We start from the raw sequence: 17,641 nt of genomic DNA on the forward strand, positions 1-17,641 counted from the left end.
GTGCGGGGCGGGGCGTAACCGGGCCCGATGATCTCGGCCGCGGCGGGCGCGGGCTCAGGTACCGCGCTGCGCAGGCCTTCGGTGCTGGCTTTCGGCACCGGCAGCACGCCGCCGTCCTGCTCGAAGTTCTGGCCACAGCCGCCGAGAAGCAGCGTCGACGGGATGACGATGGCGCACACCGTCGTCAGCGCGACCCGGCCGCGGCGGTACCGGCGCGGCCGAGGCTGACGGAAGCGGGGGGAATGTGTCGTGTCCACAGTGATCCGGTATCCTACCGGCTTCATGCGTGACGTTCCCGCCTCTCCGCCCGGCGGTCCCAGTGGGGTCCCCGGTGGATCCGCTGATCACGGCGGCCGTGATCCGTCCGCCGGCGTCAGCGGCTCCGCCTGCGCGCCCGAGGAGCCTCGGGCCCGGCTCACGGCATGGGTGTCGGGGACCGTGCAGGGTGTTGGCTTCCGCGCATACGTCCGGTCGAGGGGGCGTCGGCTCGGGCTGGTGGGCTCCGCGACCAACCTCGCGGACGGCCGGGTCGAAGTGATTGTCGAGGGCCCGCGCGCGGCCTGCCGGACCCTGCTGGAAATGCTGCGGGCGGGACACACACCCGGCCGGACGACGCAGGTGACGTACTCCTGGTCGCCGCCCAGGGGTGACCTGCTGAATTTTGTTCGTAAGTGACGCGTTTGTTGGCGCTGGCCAATCGTCCGGTCCGGCATCAATCGTCCGTCTCCGGTGCGCGGGTGGGCCGCGGCCGGATGCCAGTGGGCTCGTGCGTACCGGGCTGGTAACAGCATCGGCGCGTATCGGCCGGCTGACCGGCCGTGTCGGCGCCGATGGCATGACAACCCGGTGACATGTGTGTCCGTCGTGCCGGCGGACACACCGACAGGCCCGGGTGTCCTCATCTCGACAAAACGCCGTCGCCGTCGAGTGGGGTATGGCATCGTCTTGACTTTCGGTCGCAAGGCGTGCCATCCTCGATTCATTGTCTGGTGCGTCGTGTGGTCTGCCTGAGCTGGTCGGCCAGGCCGCAGCGCATCCCGCACCCGCTCGGTCACTCATCGTGGAGGACCACTATCATGGCGAAGGCCCTTTTCGGCCACGTCGGCTCTGGCAGCGATGTTCGTTTGTCGTATGAGGTACGCCGACTTCGTGCGCGTGTAGCAGAACTGGAGGACGAGCTCGCGCGTAGCCGCGCTCTCAATGATGCTCTTGAAGGGGTCGATGTCTCGGATGAACTCCGAGCGTTCGAGGCAGAGCCCGCGCTGACCTGATCCTCCTGGACCCGCAGCGGGACCCAAGGGACGTTTCTCTTCATGGGGAACGTCCCTTTGTGTTGTCGGCGGCATTCATGAAACCTCCCGTCGAGGTTTCCCGCCATGCCTGTGACGTTGCGAACTACGTCGATTTCTGTCGGTGATGCGATTCACCTTCCGGTGTCCGCGCGCCCCGGTCCTGCCGGCCCCCGCCGGCCACTGCCGGGCCACCGCACCCGGCCCCCGTCCACTGCCGGGCACCGCAGTATCGTGAGTACTCGATCGTCCTCTCGGGCATGGTGGCGGAGACGGGCCTAGGCACGCGTGACGGACCCGGCAGCCGGTCACATGACAGCCGGTCACACCGTGCGGCCAACTGTCCGCGGCCCGTTCCCTGCGACAGCTGTCGGAGACCGGTGCACCTCAAAAGCCTCACCCTGCGGGGTTTCAAGTCGTTCGCGAGTTCGACGACGCTGCACCTCGAGCCCGGTATCACCTGCGTGGTCGGGCCGAACGGCTCCGGCAAGAGCAATGTCGTCGACGCCATGGCCTGGGTCCTCGGCGAGCAGGGGGCCAAGGCGCTGCGCGGCGGCACCATGTCCGACGTCATCTTCGCGGGCACCCCGTCGCGGCCGCCGCTGGGGCGCGCCGAGGTGCTGCTGACCATCGACAACACCGACGGTGCCCTGCCGATCGACTACAGCGAGGTCACCGTCGGCCGGCTGATGTTCCGCAGCGGCGAGAGCGAATACACGATCAACGGCAGCACCTGCCGGCTGTTGGACATCCAGGAGCTCATGAGCGACTCCGGGATCGGCCGCGAGCTGCACGTCATCGTCGGGCAGGGGCAGCTCGACGCGGTCCTGCACGCCCGCCCGGAGGACCGCCGCGCCTTCGTCGAGGAAGCGGCCGGCGTCCTGAAGCACCGCAAGCGCAAGGAGAAGGCGCTGCGCAAGCTGGAGGGGATGGCCGCCAACCTCACCCGGCTCACCGACCTGTCCGCCGAGCTGCGCCGTCAGCTCGGCCCCCTCGGCCGGCAGGCGGAGATCGCCCGTAAGGCCGGCGTCATCCAGGCGTCGCTGCGTGACTCCCGGCTGCGGCTGCTCGCCGACGACATCGTCACGGCCCACGGGGACCTGGCAACCGACATCCGGGACGAGGAGGCGCTGCGGGCCCGGCTGGCCACGGTGGGCCGCACCCACGCCGAGGGCCAGCGGCGCGAGCAGGAGCTGGAGGCGGCGCTGGCCGCGGTGACCCCGCAGGCAGCCGCCGCGGGCGAGGTCTGGCATGCCCTGGTGTCCCTGCGGGAACGTATCCGGGGCACCCGGTCGCTGGCCGCCGAGCGGGCCCGGCTGCTGCGGGCCGGTGCCGAGGAGCAACGCAGCGGTCGCGACCCCGAGCAGATGGAGCAGGAGGCCGCCGCGGTCCGGGAGCAGGAGAGCGCGCTGCTGACCCGGCTGGACACCGACCGGGACGGCCTCGAGGAGGTCGTCACCCGCCGGGCGCGGCTCGAAGCCGCGCTCGTCCAGGAGGAGAAGGCGCTGGTCGCGGCCGCGCGGGAGGCGTCGAGCCGACGGGAGAACCTCGCCCGGCTGGCCGGCCGGGTCGAGGCCGCCAGATCCCGGGCCGCCAGCGCCGAGACAGAGATCGTCCGGATGTCCGAGGCGGTGGACGCGGCCCGGCTGCGCGGCGGGGAGACCAGCGACCAGCGGATCGCGCTCGAGTCGGAGCTCGTCCGCATCCAGACCACCCGCGGCGAGCTCACCGCGCGTCGCGAGGAGGCGGTGGCGGTGCACGCCAGCGCCACCGAGCGGCTGGAGGAGCTGCGCGGGCAGGAGCGTTCCGCCGAACGCGACCGGGCGTCCTGGCAGGCCCGCCGGGAGGCGCTGACCCTGTCACTGACCCCGCGCGACGGCGCCGCGGCGCTGCTGGACGCCGCCGCCGGCACCTGGACGCCCCCGCCCGCCGACCAGGCCGGCAGAGGGGACCAGGCCGGCAGAGGGGACCAGGCCGGCAGAGGGAAAAAGAAAAAGGGGAAGATCGGCCGGGATGCCGCCGCCGGGCAGGACCGGGCCGCCGCTGACACCGCTGACACCGCCGCCGCGGGCGCCGGGGTTCGTGCCGAGCCGCCCACCGGCATCCTCGGCCGGCTGGCCGGGTGGCTGTCGGTCGAGCCGGGGGCGGAGGTGGCCGTCGCGGCCGTGCTGGGCCCGGCCGCCGACGCCGTCGCCGTCGCCGGCGCCGGCGACGTCACCGCCGCGTTCGAGTGGCTGCGGGCGGTCGACGCCGGCCGGGTGTCCCTGGTCGTCGCCGCCGCGGCCCCCGCCGACGGTTCTGCGGCGGACGCCGCGGTGGCCGCTGCCGTGGCCGACCCGGCGCGAGCCCTGCCACCGGAAGCCCGCGGCGGTGGCGTACCCGCTGCCGATCTCGTGCGGGTCGGTGACCCGCGTTATGCCGAGGCCGTCGCGCGGATGCTCGCCGCCACCCTGGTGGTCGATGACCTCGCGGCCGCGGCGGAGGTGGTCCGGGCGCATCCCGGCATCCGGGCGGTCACCCGGGCCGGGGACGTGATCGGGCCGGCGCTGGCCACCGGCGGCAGCGCCCGGGCACCGTCCCTGCTGGAGCTGCAGGCCGCCGCCGAGGAGGCGGAGAGCCAGATGATCGCCGCGGCCGGCCGCGGGGAGCACGCCCGGGGGGCGGTCGCCGCCGCCGGGGAGGAGGTCGCCCGGGCCCGCGGCGGGATCGACGAGGCGCTCGCGGCGCTGCACACCGCCGACGCCCGGCACCGCGCGCTCTCCGAGCAGCTGTCCCAGCTGGAGCGGGCGAACCGCTCCGGCGCGGCCGAGACCGAACGTCTCGAACGGGCCCGCGCCCAGGCCGAGACAGCCCGTGACCAGGCGTATGGCGCGCTGGCGGAGCTGGAGGCGGCGCTGGCCGCCGCCTCGGACGAACCGGAGGCGGGGGAACGTTCGTCAGCCGAACGCGACCGGCTGGTCGCGGCGACCTCGGCGGTGCGCGCCGAGGAGGTCGAGGCCCGGCTCGCCGTGCGCACCAGCGAGGAGCGGGCGCGGGCGCTGGCCGGCCGGGCGGACGCGCTGGTGCGCTCCGCCGCGAACGAACGCGCCGCGCGGATGGCCGCGGCGCGCCGCCGGGAGGTCCGGGAACGCCAGGCGGCGGTGGCCGCGGCGGCCGCCGACGCCGCCGACACGGCCCTGACCGCCCTGGAGCACTCCCTCGTCGCCGCCGACACCGAACGCCAGCGTGTCGAGGCGCTGCGCCGGGGGACCGAGTCCGAGCTGACCGGCGTCCGGGAGCGGGTCCGCACGCTCGCCGCCGAGCTCGCCGCGCTGCGAGACGACGTCCACCGCGACGAGCTCGCCCGCGCCGAGAAGCGCCTGCGGGTCGAGACGCTGGAGACCAAGGCGATGGACGAGCACGGGATAGCCGCCGACGACCTGGTCGCCGAGTACGGGCCGGACGTCCCGGTGCCGCCGGACACCCCCGACGGCGAGCCCGTCCCGTTCGACCGGGCCGAGCAGGCGGCGCGGGCGGCCACCGCGGAGAAGCAGCTCAACCGCCTGGGCAAGGTCAACCCGCTGGCGCTGGAGGAGTTCGAGGCGCTGCAGGAGCGCGCGGCGTTCCTCTCCGCCCAGCTCGACGACATCAAGAACACCCGCCGTGACCTGCTGCTGGTCGTCGCGGAGGTCGACGAGCGGGTGCGGGAGGTCTTCCGGGTGGCGTTCGCGGACACCGCGCGGGAGTTCGAGACGGTCTTCGCGACCCTCTTCCCCGGCGGCGAGGGCCGGCTCGTGCTGACCGACCCCGATGACATGCTCACGACGGGTATCGAGGTGGAGGCCCGGCCGCCGGGCAAGAAGGTCAAGCGGCTGTCGCTGCTGTCGGGTGGTGAGCGGTCGCTGACAGCGATCGCGCTGCTGCTGGCGATCTTTAGGGCCCGCCCGTCGCCGTTCTACGTCCTCGACGAGGTCGAGGCGGCTCTCGACGACCGCAACCTCGGCCGCCTGCTGGAGGCGCTGGAGGGGCTGCGGGAGAAGTCCCAGTTGATTGTCATCACCCACCAGAAGCGCACGATGGAGATCGCCGACGCGCTCTACGGGGTGGCGATGCGTGGTGACGGGGTCACCACGGTGATCAGCCAGCGGCTGCGCGAGCGCGCCTCGGCCTGAGCCTCGGCCTGAGCGCGGCACGCCTGGTCTGCCAGGATCGAAGGCGTGGAGTACGTCCTCATCATTATCGCGATCGTCGTGTTCGCCATCGTCACGGCCGCCGGCCTGGTGGTGGGCACCCGCCGCCGCGGGCGGGCGGGCGGCGCCGCCCCCGGCCAGTCCCCAGGCCAGGCTGCCCCCGGCCAGGCTGCCCCAGACCGGCCACAGCCGGGTACGGACTACGCGCCCGGGGTGGGCGACGACGCCGAGGTGCCGCGGGACTCCCCCCGCCGGACGTTCGACACGGTCGATCTCCCAGCCGGTCTCGGTATCCCCGCGCCCCCCAGCGGGGCCGAGACCGCCGAGGCCGGGCTGTACGAGCTGGAACTGGAGAAGGCGCCGGAGCTGGAGGTGCCGGCTCCGGCCGCGGGCCGGCTGGTGCGGCTGCGCGCCCGCCTGGCCCGCTCCCAGAGCAGCCTGGGCCGTGGCCTGCTGCTGCTGCTGTCCGGGGACAACCTCGACGAGGAGGCCTGGGAGGACGTCGAGACGACCCTGTTGGTCGCCGACGTCGGCGTCACGCCCACCGAGGAGCTGGTCGCGTCGCTGCGGACGAAGGTGAAGGTCCTCGGCGCGCGCCGGCCCGAGGACGTCCGTGCCCTGCTGCGCGACGAGCTGCTCGCCCAGATCGGCACCAGCACCGACCGCACGGTACGGGCGTCCGCGCCGGACCGGCCGGCGAACATCCTCGTCGTCGGGGTGAACGGCACCGGCAAGACCACGACCTGCGGAAAGATCGCCCGGCTCCTCGTGGCGGACGGCCGGACAGTCGTGCTGGGCGCGGCGGACACCTTCCGGGCCGCCGCCGCCGACCAGCTGGAGACCTGGGGCAGCCGGGTCGGGGCGCGCACGGTCCGCGGCGGCGAGGGCAGCGACCCGGCGTCGGTGGCCTTCGATGCGGCCAAGCGGGGGATCAGCGACGGCGCCGACACGGTGGTGATCGACACCGCGGGCCGGCTGCACACCAAGACCGGCCTGATGGACGAGCTCTCCAAGATCAAGAGGGTGGTCGCCAAGCTCGGCCCCGTCGACGAGGTGCTGCTGGTGCTGGACGCGACCACCGGCCAGAACGCGGTGGAGCAGGCCAGGGTCTTCACCCAGGCGGTGGACATCACCGGGGTCGTGCTGACCAAGCTCGACGGCACCGCCAAGGGCGGCATCGTGATCGCCGTCCAGCGGGAGCTCGGCGTCCCCGTGAAGCTGGTCGGCCTGGGGGAGGGCCCGGACGACCTCGCCCCGTTCGAGCCGGAGGCGTTCGTCGACGCGCTGCTCGGGGACCCGGCGGCCTGAGCCGCGGCACGCGGGCGGCAGAATCCTGAAACGCAACATCGGAACGTAACAACGCGGCGAAGCGGGTGAGCGGGGGCGGAACCGGTCCAGGGACCACGGTGTGGCCACTGCGTCCGGTGCCGGGCTTCTTCCGTACCCGCATGCCGCGACCTACAGTGCCGGGGTGAGGATTTCACTCCCGGCCGGTGGCGACGGCCGGGGCGGATGACGTCCGGCGAGGTGTGCCCGCCATCCTCGGTGTGGAGGGCGGAGATCACGGCAGGCCCGCCTGTGATCGTCGTGTGGGTGCGCCTCGCCAGGGCTTGATGATCTTCTTTGTTCCGTCGGGAGTCCCGTCGGGGCGGGCGGTGGTGAGTGGTCCGGCTCCGGCTCGGGCCGGTGGGTGCGTACCCTGAGAAGTGCGGTCCGCCAGCGATCCCGGAGTGTGCGCGTGTTCGACACCCTGTCCAGCCGTCTCGACAAGGCATTCTCGTCACTGCGTGGCAAGGGGCGGCTGTCCGAGGCCGACATCAACGCCGCCGCCCGGGAGATCCGGGTGGCCCTGCTGGAGGCCGACGTCGCCCTGCCGGTGGTCCGGGCCTTCATCGGCGCCGTCCGGGAGCGGGCCAGGGGCGAGGAGGTCTCGGCCTCGCTGAACCCCGCCCAGCAGGTCATAAAGATCGTCAACCAGGAGCTGGTCACGATCCTGGGCGGCGGGACGGCCACCCTGCGGTTCGCCCGGACGCCCCCCACCGTCATCCTGCTCGCGGGCCTGCAGGGGACGGGCAAGACGACGCTGGCCGGCAAGCTCGGCCGGTGGCTGAAGGAGCAGGGCCACACCCCGCTCCTTGTCGCCGCCGACCTGCAGCGGCCGAACGCCGTCACGCAGCTTCAGGTCGTCGCCGGCCGGGCCGGCGTGGACGTGTACGCCCCCGAGCCCGGCAACGGTGTGGGCGACCCGGTCGCGGTCGCCCGCGACGCCGTGGAGCACGCCCGCCGCCGCCTGCACGACGTGGTCGTCGTCGACACCGCCGGCCGGCTCGGCGTGGACACCGAGCTGATGCGCCAGGCCGCCGACATCCGGGACGTGACCTCCCCGGACGAGATCCTGTTCGTCGTCGACGCCATGATCGGCCAGGACGCCGTCACCACCGCGCAGGCGTTCGCCGACGGGGTGGGCTTCACCGGGGTGGTGCTCACCAAGCTCGACGGTGACGCCCGCGGCGGTGCCGCGCTGTCGGTCGCGCACCTGACCGGCCGTCCGATCATGTTCGCCTCCACCGGTGAGGCGCTGGACGACTTCGACGTCTTCCACCCCGAGCGGATGGCCTCGCGCATCCTCGGGATGGGCGACGTCCTCACCCTCATCGAGCAGGCCGAGAAGGCCTTCGAGGCCGAGCAGGCCGAGGCGATGGCGGCGAAGATGGCCGCCGCCGAGTTCACCCTCTCCGACTTCCTCGAGCAGATGCTCACCGTCCGCAAGATGGGGCCGATCGCCAACCTGCTCGGAATGCTGCCCGGGATGGGGCAGATGAAGGAGCAGCTCGCCCAGATCGGCGACCGGGACGTCGACCGGGTGGTGGCGATCATCCGGTCGATGACGCCGGCCGAGCGGGACGATCCACGCATCCTCCAGGCGTCCCGCAAGGCGCGGGTCGCCCGCGGCTCCGGGGTGACCGTCACCGAGGTCAACCAGCTCCTCGACCGGTTCGAGGAGGCGCGCAAGGTCATGAAGCAGATGGCCGGCGGCCTCGGCATGCCCGGTGGGGCGTTGCGCGGGAAGTCGGCCGCGGCCCGTAAGGCCCCCAAGAAGGCCAAGGGCGCGAAGCGCAAGGGCAACCCCGCCGCCCGCGCCGCGCAGACCCAGGCGCAGCGGGCCGCGGCCGAGGCGCGGCGGGCCGGTGGGCTGCCCGGCGGGCCCGACGGGCTGCCGCCCGGGCTCGGCGAGGGCGAGCTGCCCGACCTGTCGGCCCTGATGCACGGCGAGGGTCTGCCGGGTGGTGGCTTCCCGCCGCCCGGGCAGGGGCGCGGCCGGCGGCGCTGACGGCGCCCGGGCACACCCTGCGTCGGGCGATCTGGCAAACTGGGATGGCGGTCCGGGGTTCCCGCCCTGGTCCCGTTCACCATCGGCGCCGCGAGTGGCGTCCGGCAAACCCAGCTACCGGTACTCCGCATCCGCACCGTGGTGTCCGGTGACTACTGACGTACGTCTGGAGCAGTTCGACAATCGTGGCAACCAAGATCAAACTTCAGCGCCTCGGCAAGATGCGCGAGCCGCACTACCGGATCGTCGTCGCGGACGCCCGTACCAAGCGGGACGGACGGGTCATCGAGACGATCGGGCAGTATCACCCGAAGTCCGACCCGAGCATCATCAAGGTCGACGGCGAGCGCGCCGGGTACTGGCTCGGTGTCGGCGCGCAGCCGACCGAGCCGGTGCTCGCGATCCTCAAGGTCACCGGTGACTGGCAGAAGTTCAAGGGTCTTCCTGCGCCGCCGCCGGTGAAGGTCGCCGCCCCCAAGGCCGACAAGCGCGAGGTGTTCCAGGCGGCGGCCAAGGCCGCGGCCGGCCTCACCGACAAGCCCGCCACCACCCCGAAGAAGGGCAAGAAGGCGACGGATGACGCGCCCGCCGCTGGGAAGACCGAGCCGGCGGCCGAGTCGCCGGCTCCAGAGGGGCAGTAAGTGCTGGAAGCCGCCCTCGAGCACCTTGTTCGGGGCATCGTCGACCACCCGGACGATGTGCGCGTGAACCTGCAGTCGGGCCGGCGGGGACGCACCCTCCAGGTCCGGGTGCATCCGGAGGATCTCGGTAAGGTCATCGGGCGCGGCGGGCGGACAGCCCGCGCGCTGCGGACGGTCATGGCCGGAGTGGGCGGCCGGGGCCTGCGGGTCGATGTGATCGACGTCGACCGGTAGGGGCTGTCCTCAGGTGGCTGTGGGAACACACGGCGAAAGCGCCGCCAGGAAGCCGCGGCCCCCGGCGGCGGACGAGCCGGTCGTGGTCGGCCGGATCGGCCGTCCCCACGGCATCCGGGGCGACGTGACGATCGATGTCCGCACGGACGTTCCCGAGCGCAGGTTCGCGCCCGGGACGCACCTGCGCGGCGAGCTGTCCACGGCTGTGCCCACGGCCGCGCACCCAGGCACGCCCACGGCCGTGCCGCTGGTGGTGGCGGAGTCGCGTTGGCACGCCGGCCGCCTGCTGGTGCGCTTCGAGGGAGTCGCTGGCCGCAACGCCGCCGAGGCACTGCGCGGGCGCGTGCTCACCATCCCCGCCGGCCAGGTGGGCCAGGCCGCGGACGACGGCGACGAGGACGCCGACGGCCTGTGGTGGGACCGTGACCTCGTCGGGCTGCGGGTGGTCACGGTGGATGATGTCGACATGGGCACGGTCGTCGACGTCGTCCACACACCCGCCGGGGAACTGCTCGTCGTCGAGCACGCCGGTGGCGGTGAGGTGCTCGTCCCGTTCGTGCGTGAGATCGTGCCGACGGTCGAGGTGCCGGCCGGCCGGATCGTCGTCGACCCGCCACCGGGCCTGTTCGACCTGGAGTAGCGGAGCGGTTGTGCGCGTCGACATAGTTACGATCTTCCCTGGGTATCTCAGCCCGCTGGAGCTGTCCCTGGTCGGCCGGGCCCGCGAGCGCGGCATCCTCGACGTCCACCCGCACGACCTGCGGCAGTGGGCCGATGACGTGCACCGCAGCGTCGACGACGCCCCCTACGGCGGCGGGCCGGGCATGGTCATGCGGCCACAGCCATGGTGGGCGGCGCTGGCCGAGATCCGCGCGCTGGGCGCGGCGGACGGCCGGCGGCCCCGGATCGTCGTCCCGACCCCGGTCGGACGCCCCTTCACGCAGGCGTATGCCGCGGAACTGGCCGAGGCGCCGTGGCTGGTGTTCTGCTGCGGCCGTTACGAGGGCATCGACGCGCGCGTCATCGACGAGTGGGCCGACGACGAGATCTCCATCGGGGACTACGTTCTCGCCGGGGGAGAGGTCGCCACCCTGGTCATCCTGGAGGCGGTCACCCGGCTGCTGCCCGGCGTGGTCGGCAACGCCGAGTCCGTGGTGGACGACTCCTTCGCCGACGGGCTGCTGGAGGCCCCGGTGTACACCCGGCCGGCGGTGTGGGGTGACCGCGAGGTCCCGGCCGTGCTGCGCTCCGGTGACCACGCCGCCATCGACCGGTGGCGGCGGGCGGAAGCCCTGCGGCGGACCGCGCAGCGCCGTCCGGACCTGCTCGCCCGCCGGGAGCGGCCGGCGGCGGACGACGGCCCGGGCGCGGACGGCTCGGATGGGGCCGGCGGCTCGGATGGGGCCGGCTCGAACGCTCGTGTGGCACAGTAGGATACGGTTTCCGGCCGTCCGCCGTACCGGGTGACACCACCCGGCGTGAGCGGGCACCGAGCGGATGCCACCATGGGCCGATGCCGTTGGGCGCGCACAGTTATCAGGTGCTCCGTTACAGTGGTTACAGTGGCTCACCTCCGCCGGCCGGACCAGGCTCGACCCGTCCCGTCATCACCGCGAGAAAGCGACTGCCATGCAAACCCTGGACAGCCTCGACGCCGCGTCACTGAGGACCGACGTCCCGACGTTCTGGCCGGGCGACACCCTGAAGGTTCATGTCCGTGTCGTCGAGGGCAACCGCCAGCGCATCCAGGTCTTCCAGGGCGTCGTGATCCGGCGGCAGGGCAGCGGCGTGCGCGAGACCTTCACGGTCCGTAAGGTCAGCTTCGGTGTCGGCGTGGAGCGGACCTTCCCCGTCCACAGCCCGGTGATATCCAGGATCGAAGTTGTCACCCGTGGGGACGTCCGTCGCGCGAAGCTCTACTACCTGCGTGATCTGCGCGGCAAGGCGGCGAAGATCAAGGAGAAGCGCCGGCCGGTGTAGGGCATGCCCAGCCGGCCATGGCGGTTCCGCGGGCCGGGGCTGACACTGGGACTGAGGATGGCTGGCACGACCGGCCGCGCCACAGCCGCGGCATGATCACGACTGGCGGGTGTGGCGACCCGAACATCGGACACGCGTCCGCCGTGGCGCTGTTCGAGCCGGTCCGGCGCGTAGGGTGGTCAGCGATCGTTTCCAACCGGGTTCCCCGGACAGCACATCCCAGCCCGAGTCGGCGAACCCATGAGGTGGCGCGGTGAGTGGAGCCGAGCACAGTCGTCCGATGCGCTGGGGCGAGCCCCCTCCCGCCGGCTCCACGGGCGGCCGTGAGGACGACGCGGCCGACCCGCCCGGCGAGCGGACCGGCTCCCCCCCACCGGCCGCTGTCCCTGACGACGGCCGTCCATCCGTCCGTCCGGCCGAGGCGGCGGGCGACGCTACCGGGGAGAACGTCATCGGTGAGAACATGACCGGTCAGGAGTTCCAGGAGCTTCCCGAGCCTCAGCGGGCCGGGGTGGATGCCCCGGGCGGCCCGCCTGCCCGTCGGCGCCTGCGGGTGGGCGGCCGCGGCGGCCGCGGCTCGTTCGCCCGTGAGCTGCCGTTGCTGGTTCTGATCGCCTTCCTGCTCGCCCTGCTCATCAAGGCGTTCCTCGTCCAGGCGTTCTGGATACCGACCGTGTCGATGGAGCGCACCCTGCTGGTCAACGACCGCGTGCTGGTCAACAAGCTCGTCTACCGCTTCCGGGACGTCCATCGCGGCGAGATCGTCGTGTTCAACGGCGACGGCACCGGTTTCGAGCGGGCCGAGACCCTGATCACCCCGCCGGGCAACGTCTTCTCCCGGGCGCTGCGGTCGGTACAGGGGATGCTCGGGCTCGGCGCGCCCAGCGACAAGGACTTCATCAAGCGTGTCATCGGTGTGGGTGGTGACACCGTCGCGTGCTGTGACGCCCAGGGGCGGGTGACGGTCAACGGCAAGCCGCTGGACGAGCCCTACGTGTACGAGAACAGCCCGCTCGGCGGGGGCCGTGAGTTCGAGCCGGTGAAGGTGCCACCCGGCGAGCTGTGGGTCATGGGTGACCACCGCGGTGAGTCCTCGGACTCCCGGGTGAACGGCACCATCCCGCAGAGCAAGGTCGTCGGCCGGGCCTTCGTGCGGGTCTGGCCCCTGAGCCGGATGGGGATCCTGAGCCCGCCGGACATCTTCGCCGCCGCGGGCGCGCACGCGGCGGCGACCGTGCCGCTTGCCGGCACCGGGCTGACGGGAGCGGCCGTGGTGGGGGCGGCCACCACGGCACGGCGCAGGCGGGGCGCGCCGGGCAGCCTGCCGACGCGGCCGGCGAAACGGCTCGGGAGGAACACAGGTGGTGACAGCGGCGACGTTCCGTCAGTCCGCCGTTACGGGTATCTCGGGCGGCCCTGGCGGCGCCCGGCCCGCCGGGGACGGCGCCCGGCCGGGGGCCCTCCCAGCGTTCGCGCCGACCGGCGCGGTGGCCAGAGGTGAGAGCGGGCTGTGGGGCTGTGAGCGTCTCCTGCGGCGCCGGGGGCTCGCGCCCGTGGCCGGCGTCGACGAGGCCGGCCGTGGCGCGTGCGCGGGGCCGCTCGTGGTGGCCGCTGTCGTCCTCCCCGCGAGCGGGTCGCGCCGTCTTGTCGATCTCACGGACTCCAAGCGGCTGTCGCCGCGGTTACGCGAGCGGGTGTTCGACGAGATACTCTCTGTCGCCCAGGCGTGGGCGACCGTCGTGATCCAGCCGTCCGAGGTCGACGCGTGCGGTGTGCACGTGGCGAACATCGCCGGGATGCGGCGGGCGGTGGCACGCCTGGCCCGGCGGCCGGGTTACGTCCTCACCGACGGGTTCGCGGTGCCTGGGCTGGGGGTCGCCTCCACCGCCGTGCTCAAGGGCGACCAGGTCGTCGCCTGTGTGGCGGCCGCGTCGGTGGTGGCCAAGGTGACCCGGGACAGGATCATGAAAGATCTCCACCACCGGCATCCCGAGTACGATTTCGCCCAGCACAAGGGGTATGTAACGGCCGGACACACCGCGGCACTGGCCGCGTACGGGCCGTGCGGACAGCATCGGATGTCGTATGTCAATGTGGCACAAGCTCAACGTGAACGACTGGCACGACTGGCGCGGCTGGAGGACGCCGTGACACGGACCGGGCTACCCAGCGCGACGGAGAGCGCATGAGCGCCGAAGACCTCGAGAAGTACGAGACCGAGATGGAGCTCCAGCTCTACCGCGAGTACCGGGACGTCGTCGGTCTCTTCTCCTATGTGATCGAGACGGAGCGTCGCTTCTATCTCGCGAACGACTACCAGATCGAGGCCCGCAACAGCGCTGGTGAGATCTTCTTTGAACTCACTCTGCGTGACGCCTGGGTCTGGGACATGTTCCGGCCGGCGAGATTTGTGAAGAACGTCCGGGTCGTCACGTTCAAGGACATCAACGTCGAGGAGCTGACCAAGGCCGAGCTCTAGGCCGGTTGCCGTCTGTGTTCTGTGGATGAGTGAACGGCATAAGGCCCGTTTTGTCCACAGATCGGCTTCTGCTCTCGTTCTGTCCGGTTCCACGAGTCATCCTGATCTCCGCGGGCGCGTCCGTCGCCCGTGGAACGGGAGCGCACGATGCGGGTCAAGGACGTACTCGGGCGGTTCGGGGAGGACACCGCCGCCCGGCATCTGTCGCAGTGCGGGATGGAGATCCTCGACCGTAACTGGCGATGCTCGGCCGGTGAGATCGACATTGTCGCCCAGGACGGCTCGTGCCTGGTGTTCTGCGAGGTCAAAACCCGTTCCGGGGGCCGCTACGGCACGCCGGCGCAGGCCGTGGTGCCGGCGAAGGCCGCCCGTATCCGCCGGGTGGCGCTCGTCTGGCTGCGTGACCACGAGCACGCGCCGATGCCGCTGCGCTTCGACGTGGTCGAGGTGTACCGCACCCACAACAGCCCGCCGCGGGTGGAACATCTGCGCGGGGCGTTCTGATGGCGCTGGCGCGAGCGTTCAGCGTCGCGGTCGTGGGAGTGCACGGGCACCTCGTCGAGGTCGAGGCGGATCTCGCGAACGGGCTGCCGGCCATCACCCTCGTCGGGCTGCCGGACACCTCCCTGCACGAGGCCCGGGACCGCATCCGGGCCGCGATCGTCAACTCCGGCCAGCACTGGCCGAGCCAGCGGATCACGGTCGGGCTCTTCCCGGCGACCCTGCCGAAGTCCGGCAGCGGGTTCGACGTGGCGATGGCCGCCGCGATCCTCGGGGCGGCGGCCACCGTCCCCCCGGCGGCGCTGCGCTCCCGGGTGCTGCTCGGGGAACTGGCGCTCGACGGCCGGCTGCGGCCGGTCCGCGGGGTGCTGCCGGCGACGGTCGCGGCGCTCGACGCCGGCATCGAACGTGTCGTCGTGCCCGAGGCGAACGGCCCGGAGGCCGCGCTCGTCCCGGGGGCCGTCGTCGAACCGGTGAAGGACCTCGACTGCCTGGTCCGGCTGCTGCGCGGGGAGTACGAGCCGGATCCGCCGGCGGCGGCCGCCACCGACGCGGCGCGGTCCGCGGCTGCCGCCGGCGGCGAGCTCGGCGATCTCGCCGACGTGGCGGGCCAGCCACGCGGCCGGCTCGCCGTCGAGGTGGCCGCTGCCGGCGGCCACCACCTGCTCATGCAGGGGCCACCGGGCAGCGGCAAGACCATGCTGGCCGAGCGGCTGCCCGGCCTGCTGCCCGCGCTCGACACCGAGGCCGCTCTCGAGGTGACCGCGGTGCACTCGGTGGCCGGGCTGCTGCCCGAGGACTGCCCGCTGGTGCTCCGTCCGCCGTACCGCAGCCCGCATCACTCGGCCACGCCGGCCGCGCTCGTCGGGGCGGGCTCGACCGTGCTGCGCCCGGGCCTGGCCAGCCAGGCGCACCGGGGCGTGCTGTTCCTCGACGAGGCGCCGGAGTTCTCCCGCCCCACCCTCGACGCGCTGCGCCAGCCGCTGGAGAGCGGGGTGATCGAACTGGCCCGGGCCCGGGTGAGCGCGCGGTTCCCCGCCCGTTTCCTGCTGGTGCTCGCGGCGAACCCGTGCCCGTGCGCCCGGGCGGGCGCCGCCACGGCCAGGGCGTGCGAGTGCCCGAGCCTGGTGCGCCGGCGCTACCTCTCCCGGCTCTCGGGCCCCCTGCTCGACCGGGTGGACCTGCAGGTCGAGCTCGCCACGCCCAGCCGGGCGGAGCTGCGCGCGGACGCCAGGTACGCCGACACCTCGGCGGTCGCGGCGGAGCGGGTAGAGGCGGCCCGGGCGGCCACGGCGGCCCGGCTGGCCGGTACGCCGTGGCGCACCAACGCGGAGATCCCCGGTGCCGCCCTGCGGCGGACGTGGGCGCTGCCGGCGAAGGTGACCCGCCCGGCCGATCTCGCCTTCGAGTCCGGGCAGCTCACCGCGCGTGGGCTGGACCGCGTCCTGCGGGTGGCCTGGACGCTCGCGGACCTGGCCGGCCTGCCCGCCCCGGGGCTGGCCCAGATCGGGATGGCGCTGGACCTGCGGCTGCCCGGGAGGCAGCGGTGACTGCCACCGACAGCGAGCGGCTGGCCAGGGCTGCGCTGTCCCGCGCGGTCGGCGCGGACCGGCCGGCGGTCGGTGCCGAGGTGGCCCGGCGCGGCGCCGTTGCGGTCTGGGCCGAGCTGCGCGGCCGCCATCCCGACGTCGACCCGGAACGCGACCTGCGTCTGCTCACGGCTCTCGGTGGGCGGTTCATCTGCCCGGGTGACCCGGAGTGGCCGTCCGTGCTGACCGCTCTCGGCCGGCTGTCCGACGGCCCGGAGCCGGAGGCGGGGCAGCCGTTCGGCCTGTGGGCCCGAGGGGAGGGGGACCTGGGCCGGTTGTGCGAACGGGCGGTGGCGGTGGTGGGCTCCCGGGCGGCGACCGCCTACGGGACCACCATCGCGGCCGATCTCGCCGCCGGGCTCGCGGACCGGGGCTGGACGATCGTCTCCGGCGCGGCATTCGGTATCGACGCGGCGGCCCATCACGGGGCGTTGGCGGCCGCCGGCCCCACGATCGCGGTCCTGGCCGGCGGGGTCGACATCGCGTATCCCCGGGCCCACACCGAGCTGCTGGCGCGGATCCGCGCCAACGGGCTGGTCATCAGCGAGGCGGCGCCGGGAAGCCCGCCGTACCGGGGGCGTTTCCTGACCCGTAACAGGATCATCGCCGGGCTGGCCAGAGGCACCGTTCTCGTCGAGGCGGGCCATCGCAGCGGCGCGCTGAACACCGTCCGGCACGCCCGCCGTCTCGGACGGGTGGTGATGGCCGTGCCGGGGCCGGTCACGAGCGCCACCAGCGTCGGATGCCACCGCCTGCTGCGAGCCCACCGCGAACAGACCGTCCTGGTCACCGATGCCGCCGAGGTCTGTGAGGAGATCGGCGGCATCGGCGAGCTCGCCGACTACCCACCGGCGGGCCCCGGTTCCCGCGACGGTCTGCCCGAGCTGGTCCGCCGCATGCTGGACGTGATGCCGGCCCGCGGCTCGGTGGGAGCGGCGGTGCTGGCACAACGGCTCGGGGAACGGCCCGAGACGGTACAGGCGCTGATGGGCCCGCTGGTCGTCGAGGGCCTGGTCGAGCCACACGGCAACGGATACCGCCTGACGGCGCTGGGCCGAGTGCCATCCGCGGCCGGCGGAACCAGCGCGGCCGGCGGAACCAGCGCGGCCGGCGGAACCAGCGCGGCCGGCGGAACCAGCGCGGCCGGCGAGGCCGGCACGCCGGGGCGCCACGGACCGGACAGCCGGTGTTGACACGGAGATGATCGAAGGACACCGTGCGATGCATGGGCGGTGCGATCGCTGACTCCCGGAATCCGGCTGCCGGGAATACCACCGCTTCCCAGCCCACCGCCTCGCCGGACACCGCCCCGCCGGACACCGCCCCGCGGAACACCGCCCCGCGGAACACCGCCCCGCCAGATACCGCCTCGTCGGACAGTGCTCCGCGGGACGTGGTGGCCCGGGGGGCTGCGGGGGCTTCCCGGGG

General features: G+C 73.3%; 17 protein-coding genes. 16 read left to right on the plus strand and 1 reads right to left on the minus strand.

Annotation, left to right across the window (positions count from 1 at the left end):
* The coding region (locus AC5LUJ_RS06835) for a hypothetical protein (protein ID WP_493464644.1) at positions 1-284 on the minus strand (284 nt) is incomplete at its 3' end.
* Between AC5LUJ_RS06835 and AC5LUJ_RS06840 the strand changes: the two genes are divergently transcribed.
* The 16 genes from AC5LUJ_RS06840 (at position 283) to dprA (ending at position 17,406) form a co-directional block, all read left to right on the plus strand.
* On the plus strand, positions 283-675 hold the full coding sequence (locus tag AC5LUJ_RS06840) for an acylphosphatase (protein ID WP_493464645.1): 393 nt from the start codon (positions 283-285) through the stop codon (positions 673-675). The genes AC5LUJ_RS06835 and AC5LUJ_RS06840 overlap by 2 nt on opposite strands.
* 401 nt (positions 676-1,076) lie before the next feature.
* Positions 1,077-1,271: a hypothetical protein gene (locus AC5LUJ_RS06845; protein ID WP_250285101.1), complete on the plus strand. Its 195-nt coding sequence runs from the start codon at positions 1,077-1,079 to the stop codon at positions 1,269-1,271.
* Positions 1,272-1,669: 398 nt separating this feature from the next.
* Positions 1,670-5,440, plus strand: coding sequence for a chromosome segregation SMC family protein (locus AC5LUJ_RS06850; protein WP_493464646.1), 3,771 nt, complete (start codon positions 1,670-1,672; stop codon positions 5,438-5,440).
* Between the two features lie 45 nt (positions 5,441-5,485).
* A complete protein-coding gene (gene ftsY, locus AC5LUJ_RS06855) occupies positions 5,486-6,766 on the plus strand; it encodes a signal recognition particle-docking protein FtsY (protein ID WP_250285103.1) in 1,281 nt (426 codons plus the stop codon).
* 430 nt (positions 6,767-7,196) lie between these two features.
* On the plus strand, positions 7,197-8,789 hold the full coding sequence (gene ffh / locus AC5LUJ_RS06860; protein ID WP_250292409.1) for a signal recognition particle protein: 1,593 nt from the start codon (positions 7,197-7,199) through the stop codon (positions 8,787-8,789).
* A gap of 185 nt (positions 8,790-8,974) precedes the next feature.
* The gene (gene rpsP, locus AC5LUJ_RS06865; RefSeq protein ID WP_250285146.1) at positions 8,975-9,430 is read left to right on the plus strand and encodes a 30S ribosomal protein S16; all 456 of its coding nucleotides are present in this window, start codon (positions 8,975-8,977) and stop codon (positions 9,428-9,430) included.
* Complete coding sequence (locus AC5LUJ_RS06870; RefSeq protein ID WP_250285145.1) at positions 9,431-9,664, plus strand: RNA-binding protein; 234 nt, start codon at positions 9,431-9,433, stop codon at positions 9,662-9,664. It abuts the gene before it with no gap.
* A gap of 13 nt (positions 9,665-9,677) precedes the next feature.
* Entirely contained in the window at positions 9,678-10,304 is a 627-nt protein-coding gene (rimM, locus tag AC5LUJ_RS06875) for a ribosome maturation factor RimM (protein ID WP_250285144.1), read from the plus strand.
* Between the two features lie 10 nt (positions 10,305-10,314).
* Entirely contained in the window at positions 10,315-11,097 is a 783-nt protein-coding gene (gene trmD, locus AC5LUJ_RS06880; protein ID WP_250285143.1) for a tRNA (guanosine(37)-N1)-methyltransferase TrmD, read from the plus strand.
* Positions 11,098-11,293: 196 nt separating this feature from the next.
* Complete coding sequence (gene rplS, locus AC5LUJ_RS06885; RefSeq protein ID WP_250285142.1) at positions 11,294-11,644, plus strand: 50S ribosomal protein L19; 351 nt, start codon at positions 11,294-11,296, stop codon at positions 11,642-11,644.
* A gap of 253 nt (positions 11,645-11,897) precedes the next feature.
* Complete coding sequence (gene lepB, locus AC5LUJ_RS06890) at positions 11,898-13,145, plus strand: signal peptidase I (RefSeq protein ID WP_250285141.1); 1,248 nt, start codon at positions 11,898-11,900, stop codon at positions 13,143-13,145.
* On the plus strand, positions 13,132-13,833 hold the full coding sequence (locus AC5LUJ_RS06895) for a ribonuclease HII (protein WP_250285140.1): 702 nt from the start codon (positions 13,132-13,134) through the stop codon (positions 13,831-13,833). Before lepB ends, AC5LUJ_RS06895 begins: the two co-directional genes overlap by 14 nt.
* Positions 13,830-14,123 carry a DUF2469 domain-containing protein gene (locus AC5LUJ_RS06900; RefSeq protein ID WP_013874828.1) on the plus strand — a complete coding sequence of 98 codons (294 nt, stop codon included), beginning with the start codon at positions 13,830-13,832 and terminating at the stop codon, positions 14,121-14,123. Before AC5LUJ_RS06895 ends, AC5LUJ_RS06900 begins: the two co-directional genes overlap by 4 nt.
* Positions 14,124-14,270: 147 nt before the next feature.
* The gene (locus AC5LUJ_RS06905) at positions 14,271-14,627 is read left to right on the plus strand and encodes a YraN family protein (RefSeq protein ID WP_250285139.1); all 357 of its coding nucleotides are present in this window, start codon (positions 14,271-14,273) and stop codon (positions 14,625-14,627) included.
* On the plus strand, positions 14,627-16,174 hold the full coding sequence (locus AC5LUJ_RS06910) for a YifB family Mg chelatase-like AAA ATPase (protein ID WP_250285138.1): 1,548 nt from the start codon (positions 14,627-14,629) through the stop codon (positions 16,172-16,174). Before AC5LUJ_RS06905 ends, AC5LUJ_RS06910 begins: the two co-directional genes overlap by 1 nt.
* Positions 16,171-17,406 (plus strand): DNA-processing protein DprA, encoded by a 1,236-nt coding sequence (gene dprA, locus AC5LUJ_RS06915; protein ID WP_250285137.1) that lies wholly within the window; start codon positions 16,171-16,173, stop codon positions 17,404-17,406. The genes AC5LUJ_RS06910 and dprA overlap by 4 nt, the downstream gene beginning before the upstream one ends.
* The last annotated feature ends 235 nt before the right edge of the window (positions 17,407-17,641 follow it).

The organism is Protofrankia sp. CiP1_Cm_nod3 (assembly GCF_982290655.1).

What these genes read in the sequence shown, in the direction of transcription:
- rplS (WP_250285142.1), top strand. Translation starts at nt 11,294, where the DNA reads ATGCAAACCCTGGACAGCCTCGACGCCGCGTCACTGAGGACCGACGTC.
- AC5LUJ_RS06910 (WP_250285138.1), top strand. Translation starts at nt 14,627, where the DNA reads ATGGCGCTGGCGCGAGCGTTCAGCGTCGCGGTCGTGGGAGTGCACGGG.
- AC5LUJ_RS06900 (WP_013874828.1), top strand. Translation starts at nt 13,830, where the DNA reads ATGAGCGCCGAAGACCTCGAGAAGTACGAGACCGAGATGGAGCTCCAG.
- AC5LUJ_RS06840 (WP_493464645.1), top strand. Translation starts at nt 283, where the DNA reads ATGCGTGACGTTCCCGCCTCTCCGCCCGGCGGTCCCAGTGGGGTCCCC.
- AC5LUJ_RS06905 (WP_250285139.1), top strand. Translation starts at nt 14,271, where the DNA reads ATGCGGGTCAAGGACGTACTCGGGCGGTTCGGGGAGGACACCGCCGCC.
- AC5LUJ_RS06845 (WP_250285101.1), top strand. Translation starts at nt 1,077, where the DNA reads ATGGCGAAGGCCCTTTTCGGCCACGTCGGCTCTGGCAGCGATGTTCGT.